We start from the raw sequence: 11,187 nt of genomic DNA, 5'->3' as shown, positions 1-11,187 counted from the left end.
GTCCCACAAGTTGTATTGACACTGGTTCGTGTCACAAATGTTTGTGTTTCTTAGAGAAAAAGAAAGTAGAACCAAGGATTTATTATTTCAATCTGTACTTAGTTATGCTAAAATAAATGTGATGCGAGGAATACTGGAACATGAAACTTTTAAAGGGAGATTGTACAGTGTTTTTCACAAAAGAAGAACATTATCACACAAAGGAGACAGATTATGTCAAAATCAATCGCGATTAATGCCGGAAGTTCAAGTTTGAAATTCCAATTATTTAACATGCCTCAAGAAGAAGTTGTGGCAAAAGGATTAGTAGAACGTATTGGATTAGAAAATTCAATCTTCTCAATCAGCTACGGAGATGATCAAAAATATGAAGTGGTAGAAGATATTCCAAACCACGAAGTAGCCGTAGAAAAATTATTAGAGCAATTAGTAGCATTAAACATTATTGCTTCATTTGATGAAATTACTGGTGTTGGACACCGTGTAGTTGCTGGGGGAGAAATCTTCAAAGATTCAGCTTTAGTAGATGATACAGTTATCCAACAAGTAGAAGATTTAGCAGAATTTGCTCCATTACACAATAAAGCAGAAGCTATCGGAATGCGTGCATTCAAACATATCTTACCAGATATTACAAGTGTTGCTGTATTCGATACTTCATTCCATACAACAATGCCTAAAAAAGCATACTTATACAGTGTGCCATTAGAATACTACAAACAATTCAAAGCACGTAAATACGGAGCACACGGAACTAGCCACCGTTATGTTTCACACCGTGCAGCTGAATTATTAGGTAAACCAATTGAAGAATTAAAAATCATTACATGTCACTTAGGAAATGGTGCTTCAATTACAGCCGTTGATGGTGGTAAATCAGTAGATACATCTATGGGATTCACTCCATTAGCAGGGGTTACAATGGGTACTCGTTCTGGAGACATCGATGCTTCATTAGTAGCATTCTTAATGAACAAATTAAACATTACAGATATTAACGAAATGGTTGATATTTTAAACAAAAAATCTGGTTTATTAGGATTATCAGGTTTATCAAGCGATATGCGTGATATTGACAATGCTTCAGCAACTAACGAAGATGCTAAAGTAGCAATGGAAATCTTTGTGGATCGTGTTCAAAAATACATTGGTCAATATATTGCCGTAATGAATGGTGTAGATGCGATTGTATTTACTGCTGGTATCGGTGAAAACTCAATTAAAATCCGTGACTTAATTATTAGCGGAATTACATGGTTCGGATGTGATATTGACAAAGAACGTAACAACACTCGTTCAGAAGCAATCATTTCATCAGACAATGCGAAAGTAACAGTATTAAATATTCCAACAAATGAAGAAGTAGAAATCGCAAGAGATATCGAACGTCTACGCAAAAAATAAGATGTGAGAAAAAGCGCTTTGAATCGGACCGTTGGAGGGGAAGGCTGAGAGGAGAGAAGCTCCGACAGACTTCACCGAAACGCACGCCGATTCAGCTTTTTCGAACTCAGTTCAAATAATAGAAAAAGCGAAAAAGAGGCTTAACAGTAATGTTAAGCCTCTTTTTTTGTGCATAGATATTTCTACTTATCTAAAAAGACCTCAAAATGTTTCAAAACTTCTTCTATTGTTGTTTCATCTAATTCATCAGGTGATACTTTGTTAATATACTCTAAAATAATTGGAATGAAAAATTGACAAAATAATGTGATGGATAATTGTTCGTGGGTTGAAGAATTTACAATTGGAAAATTTTTATAAAAATGAAATTTCAGTTCTTGATTGGTTTTTAAAAGAGAGTCGAAAACTTCAGTATGTGAAATAGCTGTAGCATATTTATAAGGAAGAATGATTTCTAAAGCTTGGTCGAAGTATAGATGAAGAGAGTCACCAACTTTTTGTTTATGAATGCAGTGATGATAACCACACCAATGATGATGATTAGAAAATGTATAAATAGGGAAATATAAGAAGTAATCAAAACAATACGGAATTTTTTTTCGAATGTTAGAAATTCTTTTCGTAATTTCTTTTGTAAGAGTATATGAAATCGGAGTGTTTTTTTGTAAAGAATCAAATAATTGAGAGGTGGTTTGACGAGTGATAAACCATTGCCCGGAACTGGTGACAATAATACTATTACAATCGGTACGAGGATCGTCACTAATATCGTAGAGAAGGACGACATCGCTCGTAATATCGGGAATATGATGCTGAATACAAGAATCGAAAATCTGTGCATCACACCCACGATTAAAATCAATAATTATTTTTGACATAAAAATACCCTCCTAAATTGCTTTTTTCTTTAGAATACTACTAAATAAGTCAAAAATAAATATAAAAGTGAAAAAAATCACAAAAATTAAGAAAAATATAATAATTAAAGGGAAATTTATTGGAATTCTACAATTTACATTGAAAAATGGCAAAGACGAATTTTGTTTAAATGAGTCATTTGTCGTACAGTTTTAGTAACAAGATCTTGTAGAAAAACATAAAGGAGAGAAGCGTATGGATTATTGGGATATGCCAACAGACTGGAGTGAAGAATATCTTCAAACATTTGAACCGGTATTGCATTCTGTGTTAAGAGGATATCATGTTTCAAATACGAACTCAGAATATCAAGATTTATTACAACTAGGAAGAATCCTTATTTTAGAAACTTTTCAAAAACTAGCAGGAAATCCATTAGAGGAACATCGTTATATTTATGCCTCCTATATTAAGCGGGGATTTACTTGGATTTGTTTACGATATTTTTCAAAAGAAAATCAACAAAAAATGCGAGAGTGTAGTGATGAAAATTTGGAATTTATGCTAGGAAGCACTAGTGATATTCAAGGACAATTGGAGACGAGTGAAGAATTAGGCAAATTGTATGAATTACTGACCCCGAGACAGAAGAAAACTTTAGATTTATTTTTAACTCAGTCTAATTCCATTAAGGAATTAGCGGAGCTTGAAGGACGTTGTAAGAGTAAATATTATCGGGATCGACAAGCTATTCAAAAAAAATATCAACAATGGATTCAAGGAGGAGAGTCAAATGGTCGAAAAAATCAATGAAACTTTAATGGAGAATAGTGGACGTTTAGTAGGAATGGAGTTTGTGGTCATTCATAATGATGCAGGATATATGACACCAACTGAGTATATTGAATGGTTGAGATATCGTGAAAAATCTCTAGGAATTGCGCATTATTATTGTAATCGAGATACGATTGTACGAGTAGTGGATACGTATCATATAGCCTATCATACCGGTGATTGGTGGAGTAATATTCGCTCGATTGGTTACGAAGTATGTGAAAGTATGAAAGTCACCGATGAAGAATTTTTACAAAATGAAGAAATGACTCTGATGCAAGCTACGGAAGATTTACTCTATTATGGACTACCGATTTCAACGGATACAGTAAGGCTCCATCATGAGTTTGTACCTACTTCATGCCCTCATAGAAGCTTAGCCTTACATGGAGGAACAACCGAAAGTGTGAAAGAGTATTTTGTTGCTCGAATGACTGAGTTGTCAGAGCTAGGAAGTACAGTGGAGGAAATGTTGGCTGCAATGGAAAAACAGGATGGTGATGTTTTGGAAACTACGGAAGAAAACACTGGAGGAAAAGGTGGAGAAACTATAGAAGATTTATCAGAAGATAATCAAAATAACCCAAAAACAGATGATGAGATGGCAGATGAGGTTATTCTTGGATTATGGGGAAATGGAACAGAACGAAAACAACGCTTAGAAGAAGAGGGCTATGACTATGATGCTATTCAAGAAATTGTTAATAAAAAATTAAGTGAATAGGGTAAAAATAATTCCAATTTTTCTTTTTATAGTGTAGCAAGTCATGACACTACAAAAAACAAATAGGAGGAAAAAGAAAATGGCAAAAGTATTTCAAAAATCAACATTAGAAGTGTTTCATATGGATGAGGAAAGAGGAAAAGCAAAACGAATTAAAAGTTTAGCAAACCTTATTGAAACTGCAGATGAAGAAGCAGTAAAAGAAATTGGGGATGCTTTGAAAACATTGATGAAAGAGACAGTTAGCTATGTAACAGTTGTATCTCATTACCGTCATACAATTGGATAATTAAGAAAAGGAGTGAATAAATATGACAACAACAAAAGAATTAAAACTAGTCTTTAAAAATGCAGATGGGAAACATAAAAATTTGGTAATTGCTAAGCCAGCAGAAAACTTAGATGAAGCAACTGTGAAAGCAGCGATGCAGAAAATTGTTAACACACATGCTTTTGAAAAAGCAGGCAAGAAAGAGTTTGAAGGAGTCGTATCTGCAGCGTATGTAGATCGTATCGTAACTCAAGTATTCAAAGATGAAAAATAGTTAAATAGATAAACGGAGAAAAAGTCGGAGAGGAAAACTCTTCGACTTTTTTGATGTGTGACATCTCCTGCTCCAGCTCCTCAACCAGAGCCTAAGCCAGAAACTAAACCAGAACCAAAACCAAATCCAGAAACACTTTTGAGAAATCGGGAGTGTTTTTTACGTTGATGTATTGTAGGTGGAGACATGCTAATTATGAAGGAGGAAACTGTAAAAGTGAGGTGTGGAAAATATAATGGAACAAGTGTAAGAGTTAGAAGAATGTTGTTCATGTTTGAATGTCATTTGTAAAAAAGATTTTAGTTTAAAAATATTTTTTTACAATTTTTTCGTATCTATAAGTGAAGAGACAATGCAAATGAAAAGTCATTAGTCGTCTTCAAATAAATATAGGAAATGGTAAAAATGGTAGAACGTATCAAAGATGTAATATCTAAAAGAGGTGGAGGTATATGAAATATGAGATTGAAAACATTCATCAAGATGTTTATAACAATATTAAACAATTGATGGATCAAGCAAGGAATAGAGTATCAAGAGAAGTAAATAATATTCTGATTCAAACTTATTGGGAGATTGGACGAATTATCGTAGAAGATGAACAGGGCAACTTAGAAAGAGCTGAGTATGGAAAGAAATTAATAACAGATTTATCAAAGAGACTTATAAAAGAATATGGTAAAGGATTTTCAAGAGCTAACTTACAAAATATGAGGAATTTCTATTTGTTGTATCCAATTTGCCAGACACTGTCTAGCAAATTAAGTTGGTCTCATTATTGTGAATTGCTGTATATTAATGACGAAAAGAAAAGAAGTTTTTATGAAAAAGAAACCGTTCAAGCAAATTGGTCTGTAAGAGAATTGAAAAGACAAATAAAAACCTCCCTTTTTGAAAGGTTAATCCTTTCATCAGGAGATGAGAATAAAGAAAAAGTATTAGACTTAGCTCTAAAAGGAAATGAAATTAATAAGGCTAGTGATATTGTAAAAGATCCTTATATATTTGAATTTTTAGGATTGCCTGAAGAAAAGGTTGTAATGGAAGTGATTTAGAAAAAGCATTAATTACTCATATTGAAAAATTTTTACTTGAACTAGGCAGAGGATTTATGTATGTTGGAGCACAACAAAGGATAACACTTGGAAATACTCATTATTATGTGGATATGGTATTTAACGACAAAATATTAAAAAGTTATGTTTTAATTGAATTAAAATCAGGAAAGTTAATGCCAGAAGCTGTTGGACAACTCAATATGTATCTTAACTACTATAAGACAGAAGTAAACGATGAAACAGATCTTGAACCAATTGGAATTATCCTTTGTACCGATAAGGATAGTATTCAGGCTGAATATGCTCTTGGGAATTTATCGAATCAGATATTTGCTTCTAAATACACTTTGTACATTCCAGATAGAGAGATACTAGAAGCGCAAGTTGAGAGAGTGTTAAGGGATTATAATAGGAAATGAATGTAGAATAATGAAAGATAGGGTGTCGTATCTGACTCCTATAATAAACCTGCAGCAATAAAAGTATTCAAAACAGAAGAACAGTTTAGAGTAGAATAAAAGCAAGAAGTCGAGGGGGGATACTCTTCGGCTTTTTATGTTCATAGAAAATGGAAAAGTTTCCAAGAAAAAATATTTTCCTCCATTTTTACGTATATATAGATGAAGAGATAAATAAAGGAGGAATCACTATGAAAATAAAACCAACAAACGACCTACTCTTCAAAAAAATGATGACAACAACAGGAAAGGAATATATTCTCGAAGACTTCATCGAGGCAGTAACGGGAATGAAACTAACCAATGTTAGACCGACTAATCCATATCAGATTGAAACTTATCAGAAAACAATAGAAAATCTGAATCCTGTAATGTATAGCACGATTGAAGTGATTCAAAAAAGTCGAACTTTTTTGAATCACTTCAATTTGGCGAATTTATCTAGTAAACTTAACAGATAAAGCCATTCTTGAAGGAGAAAAAACAGATTTATCAAAGTGGCGAGACTTTCTAAAAAATGGTACAATTAATGCGAAATCAAGCAGGGGATTAAAAGAAGCACAAAAAATCGTGAACTTCTCAAATCTATCAGGTGAAGAACGGAGGCTTGCAGAATTAATGGAAAAATATGAAGATGTATACTATCAAGTAATGAAACACCAACTTGAAGAAGGAATTGAAATTGGTGAAAAACGAGGAATGGAGAAAGGCGTAGCACTTGGAGAACGAAAAGGGCAAGTTATGATCTGCTTTAAAATGAACTTACCAATTGAAGAAATCCAAAAGCATACAGGATTATCAGAGGAAGAAATCGAAGCGTTTAGAAAAGAAATGGAATAGTAGTGAAAAGAAGGACAGTTCGTTATGGGACTGTTCTTTTTTGATGCTATAAATTTTAAGATTCAAGATTTTCCAAACAATGTCTGGAAGATTTGGCTTTTTATGTTGTTAGAAAAAAGAAAAAATTTTACGATAAAAAATATTTTTCGAGAAATTTTTCGTATCTATAAGTGAAGAAAAAATTAGTATTGAAATTAGGAAGTTGTTTAATAAAAAGTGATTTTTTCACTTTTGTAAAGTTAAAAACTTGTGGTATTATTATTTTTGTTATACAATGTAAGATAATAAGAGAAGCATTCACATTTAGGAGGAAAAATTATGCTAATTAATTTTAGGTTTGAAAACTTTTTATCTTTTGATAAATTGATAACTTTTTCGATGGCTCCTGGGAAAAGTAGACAACATATGGAAGATTTGATTGAGTTAGATTTTAGTCATAACTCAAAATTATTAAAATTATCAACAATTTATGGTGCTAATGCTTCCGGAAAATCAAGTTTTGTGAACGCTATAGAAATTTCTAAAGCACTAATTGTTAACGGGTTTCATGAAAGTTTATTAATCAGTAATCGCTATAATAAAAATAAAGAAACTAACTCTTTAAGAGAGACTAAGTTTGAATATGAATTTGTAATTGAAGATAAGATATATAGTTATGGTTTCTCAGCAATTTTATCACAGAAAAAATTTGTATCAGAATGGTTATATGATATTACTAATGAAGAAAAAATAATATATATTCTTGATCGAAAAAATAATGATTATGAATTAAATATAGAGTTTTTAAATTTATATGAACAGGAAAACTATAGACTTTCTATTTATTTAGAAGATAGCGTCACTGATAATACTCAGCTCTTTTTAAATTCAGTAAACGATGGAAAGAAAATGATTGAATCTAAAGATAATGAAACTTTATTTAAGAAGGTATTTAATTGGTTTCATAATACATTGGAAGTACTTGGTCCAAATGATGCTGCTAGAGATTCGTTCGCAAGTATAACTCAGGAAAATGAAGAATTTAAAGAGGATTTAGGAAAATATCTCAAACTTAATGATACTGGAATTGTCGATACTATTCAAGTTCCTATAGATTATTTATTTAATGTACCTGCAAAAATTCAGGAAAGAATTTTAGAAGATATCAATATGCGAATTGATAAAAGAAAGAGAGAAGGTAAGGATGGAAGAGCAACTTTCATTTTAAATACTTCACAAAGCATTTATATTATTCGAAACAATGATGAAAAATTTGAATTTTTTGAATTGAAGTTTAAACATAAAAATGGAACTTTATATAGTTTGTCAGAAGAATCGGATGGAACTGTACGTTTAATTGAATTATTCTCAGTATTATTCCATAATGATGAAAAAGTATTTGTTATAGATGAAATTGATAGAAGTTTACATCCTTTATTAACGTATAATTTTATAGAATCTTTCAAAAAACAAAGAGGAATTCACCAATTGATAGTAACTACATATGAAGATTATATTTTAAACTTAAATATTTTAAGAAGAGATGAAATATGGTTTGTGGATAAAAAATCTAATGGGAATAGTAGTATGTATAGCTTAGAAGAATTCAAAGAGCGTTTTGACAAAAATATTAGTAATTCATATTTGGATGGGAGATATGGTGGAATTCCAAATTTGAGTCGCATATTTTCAGAATTAGATAAAGATTAAGAGGTGCTTTTTATGGTTGGAGGGTATAAAGTTTCTGTAAGGATGAGATTAGGCAATCAAAATAATCCCTTTCTTGAACGTCAAAATAAGTCTGAGACAAAGTTGCCAAAAAGTCAGTTTATTATTTTTGCAGAAGGCGTAGAAACAGAAAAGTTGTATTTTGAAAGCTTGTCTCGTTCTGAAAGGAAAAAAGAAAATATAATTATCAAATACCTAGGTAGATGGAAAGAAAATTCAGGTAGATCACATCAATTGAGCGTTGTTAATGACGTGATTGAATATGTTGATACAGTAAAAGCGGAAAAGAAACTTAATCCAAAAAGACTAAAGGATTTATTTAATAAATTAGTTGAAAATTTAAAGATTGAAGAGTTGCCAGTGATATCAAATCAATTAAGAAAGTTGACAGAAGAATTCCCTAGTTTGTTTAATTCGACAGAGAGTATTCAATCGCAGTTGTACTCTTACCTTACAATTTCAGAGTTTGATAGTGAGTATGACAAAATATTTATTATATTAGATAGAGATCGCCATAGTTTTACGGAAGAACAATATAGAGAAGTGTTAAAAAACTCTGAAGATAATCATTTGACTTTAGGAATTACAAATCCATGCTTTGAATTTTTTCTTTTATTACATTTTGAAAATGTAAGTGACTTAGATTTAAATATTCTTAAAGAAAATAAAAATGACGGTAGAAAAACATATGCTGAAAGTCAATTAAATCATTATTTGTTACAAAACACCGGGAAATCATTCAAGAAAAATAAATATGACACGGATTATTTCATCAATAATTTTGAAATTGCTTTAGAACAATCAAAATTATTTGAAATACAAAATGAAGAACTTAGAGATCATTTAGGGACTTCCGTTATAAACATTGTAAGAGAAATGATAGAATAATAGCTTCATAAATAAATGGTCTTTCAGAAATTTCCAATTGGAAGTTTCGTCTGTATTTATATGGATAGTATAAAAATATGAACAATATTTTATAATAGAACGAAAGTGAGAAGTCGAAGGGGAAACTTTTCGGCTTTTTATGTTATTAGAAAAAAAGTTTATGGCAAAAAAATATTGGTTCTATAATTTATAGGGTTGATGGAGAAAATCCACCAACCCTATTTTAGTGTATACAAAAAGGGCTTCATCCCTTATATTAAAAGCGTCCAAACTATTTAAGAGGAGATGAAAACCCTATGACTACTATACAAGAAGTCGTGCTACAAATCAAAGATAAAAATGTAAAATGGGAAAATAATGTGGAGGAAGTGTATTTTAAAAAGAAAAAAAGCCTGTTTTTCTTCGCTAACTATACCTATTGCCCAGATGCTTGCCCTAACTGTGGTTGCGTAAATCGTGATTTTTCTATTGTTAAAAACGGTACTCGTACTTCTAGAATTACGCTTAATCCTGTTTCTGGCTTACCTGCTTTTATTAAATTAAGAAAACAGCGTTTCTTATGTCGTGAATGCTCCCATAGTTTTACTGCTGATACAACTAGTATCGTTGATCTTAATGCTTTTATTTCTAAAAATGTAAAAAATGAAATTAAAGTCAAAGCTTGCGAAACAGTTTCTGAATCTCATATCGCTAAAGAAATGAACGTTTCTGTTCATACTGTTCGTAGAGTTGTCAATGAAACTGCTGATTCTCTCAGAATTAAGCCTTTAAATGAGTTACCTGAACATATGTGTTGGGATGAATTTAAGTCTGTAGCTTCAGCTGAAGCTAGTATGAGTTTTGCTTATTGTGACGCTATTACTCATCAACTTGTTGATGTTGTTCAAGATAGAAAAATGGAGAATTTAGTTCGTTATTTCAATCAGTTCCCTCTACAAACTCGCTTAAATGTTAAAACCATTTCGATTGATATGTATGCTCCATACATCGAAGTCATTAAACGTTTATTCCCTAAGGCTAAAATTATTATTGATCCATTCCATATTATTCAAGCTTTAAATAGAGAATTAAACAAGACAAGAACAAGAAAAATGAATCAAGTACGCTATAAAGATAGACGTCTTTATAATAAATTAAAACGTTACTGGAAACTAATCTTAAAAAATCGCGATGACCTTCAATCCTATCACTACAGCCATTACAGATTATTCGATTGGTTAACCCATTCTCAAGGAATTGTAGATTATTTACTACAAGAAGTACCTTCACTTAAACCAGAATATGAAACAGTACATCAATTAAGAGAAGCGTTTAAGGAACGAAATTTCAATGAATTCAAAGAAGAATTGTTGAATGTACAAACAAAACATCTGTCTGATGGATTAAATCGTGTTCTACAAACATTTAAGAAGTTTTTACCGTATTTACAAAATACTTGTGAGTATCCAACACTTTCAAACGGACCTATTGAAGGCATTAACAACAAGATTAAAGTACTTAAAAGAAACGCTTATGGCTACACTAGTTTCACACATTTTAGAAATAGAATTCTACTAATGTCTAAACTTTTTACTCCAACAACTAAAAAAGGAATTAAGCAACCTGACGCTGCTTAATTCCTTCACTAAAATTATTTCATCAACCCTATTTGACAAAGAGCCAAAATATTTTTCTCCATTTATTTCGTATCTATAAGTGAAGAGACAATAGTCGTCTTCAATAAATATAGGAAGTGGTAAAAATGGTAGAACGTATTAAAGATGCAAGACCTATGATGGATTTAATAGCAAAGAAAGTTTTTAGTAATCCTGAAATAACAGCACAGTTTATAAGGGATATCCTAGACTTACCTGTCCACCATGTCAAAATAC

13 protein-coding genes are annotated in these 11,187 nt (G+C 31.3%); 12 read left to right on the top strand and 1 reads right to left on the bottom strand.

Annotation, left to right across the window (positions count from 1 at the left end; translation table 11 throughout):
- Positions 1 to 213: 213 nt before the first annotated feature.
- A complete protein-coding gene (locus RWR88_RS07735) occupies positions 214 to 1,404 on the top strand; it encodes an acetate kinase (protein WP_314451602.1) in 1,191 nt (396 codons plus the stop codon).
- Between the two features lie 182 nt (positions 1,405 to 1,586).
- Here RWR88_RS07735 and RWR88_RS07730 read toward each other — a convergent pair whose 3' ends face one another.
- Positions 1,587 to 2,282, bottom strand: coding sequence for a hypothetical protein (locus tag RWR88_RS07730; RefSeq protein WP_314349879.1), 696 nt, complete (start codon positions 2,280 to 2,282; stop codon positions 1,587 to 1,589).
- Between the two features lie 235 nt (positions 2,283 to 2,517).
- On the opposite strand from RWR88_RS07730, the gene RWR88_RS07725 reads away from it, so the two are divergent.
- The 11 genes from RWR88_RS07725 to RWR88_RS07675 all read left to right on the top strand — a co-directional run bounded on the left by RWR88_RS07725 (position 2,518) and on the right by RWR88_RS07675 (position 10,932).
- A complete protein-coding gene (locus RWR88_RS07725) occupies positions 2,518 to 3,075 on the top strand; it encodes a hypothetical protein (RefSeq protein ID WP_314349878.1) in 558 nt (185 codons plus the stop codon).
- A complete protein-coding gene (locus tag RWR88_RS07720) occupies positions 3,056 to 3,820 on the top strand; it encodes an N-acetylmuramoyl-L-alanine amidase (protein WP_314451601.1) in 765 nt (254 codons plus the stop codon). Before RWR88_RS07725 ends, RWR88_RS07720 begins: the two co-directional genes overlap by 20 nt.
- 79 nt (positions 3,821 to 3,899) lie before the next feature.
- Positions 3,900 to 4,109 carry a hypothetical protein gene (locus RWR88_RS07715; RefSeq protein ID WP_314451599.1) on the top strand — a complete coding sequence of 70 codons (210 nt, stop codon included), beginning with the start codon at positions 3,900 to 3,902 and terminating at the stop codon, positions 4,107 to 4,109.
- A 22-nt stretch (positions 4,110 to 4,131) separates the two neighbouring features.
- Positions 4,132 to 4,365, top strand: a complete 234-nt coding sequence (locus RWR88_RS07710; protein ID WP_314451597.1) for a DUF2922 domain-containing protein — start codon at positions 4,132 to 4,134, stop codon at positions 4,363 to 4,365.
- 452 nt (positions 4,366 to 4,817) lie between these two features.
- Positions 4,818 to 5,420, top strand: a complete 603-nt coding sequence (locus RWR88_RS07705) for a DUF1016 N-terminal domain-containing protein (RefSeq protein WP_314451595.1) — start codon at positions 4,818 to 4,820, stop codon at positions 5,418 to 5,420.
- A gap of 11 nt (positions 5,421 to 5,431) precedes the next feature.
- The gene (locus tag RWR88_RS07700) at positions 5,432 to 5,842 is read left to right on the top strand and encodes a PDDEXK nuclease domain-containing protein (RefSeq protein ID WP_314451604.1); all 411 of its coding nucleotides are present in this window, start codon (positions 5,432 to 5,434) and stop codon (positions 5,840 to 5,842) included.
- Positions 5,843 to 6,072: 230 nt separating this feature from the next.
- Positions 6,073 to 6,342 (top strand): hypothetical protein, encoded by a 270-nt coding sequence (locus tag RWR88_RS07695; protein WP_314451593.1) that lies wholly within the window; start codon positions 6,073 to 6,075, stop codon positions 6,340 to 6,342.
- 157 nt (positions 6,343 to 6,499) lie between these two features.
- Entirely contained in the window at positions 6,500 to 6,721 is a 222-nt protein-coding gene (locus tag RWR88_RS07690; RefSeq protein ID WP_314451591.1) for a hypothetical protein, read from the top strand.
- Between the two features lie 318 nt (positions 6,722 to 7,039).
- Positions 7,040 to 8,410 (top strand): AAA family ATPase, encoded by a 1,371-nt coding sequence (locus RWR88_RS07685; RefSeq protein ID WP_314451589.1) that lies wholly within the window; start codon positions 7,040 to 7,042, stop codon positions 8,408 to 8,410.
- A gap of 12 nt (positions 8,411 to 8,422) precedes the next feature.
- Positions 8,423 to 9,316 (top strand): RloB family protein, encoded by an 894-nt coding sequence (locus RWR88_RS07680; RefSeq protein WP_314451588.1) that lies wholly within the window; start codon positions 8,423 to 8,425, stop codon positions 9,314 to 9,316.
- A 296-nt stretch (positions 9,317 to 9,612) separates the two neighbouring features.
- Complete coding sequence (locus RWR88_RS07675) at positions 9,613 to 10,932, top strand: ISL3 family transposase (protein ID WP_314451586.1); 1,320 nt, start codon at positions 9,613 to 9,615, stop codon at positions 10,930 to 10,932.
- The last annotated feature ends 255 nt before the right edge of the window (positions 10,933 to 11,187 follow it).

This window comes from uncultured Granulicatella sp., from assembly GCF_963528195.1.
Lineage (GTDB): Bacteria > Bacillota > Bacilli > Lactobacillales > Aerococcaceae > Granulicatella.
The sequence above is the reverse complement of the archived record's forward strand: the minus strand, read 5'-3'. Positions and strand labels throughout refer to the sequence as shown.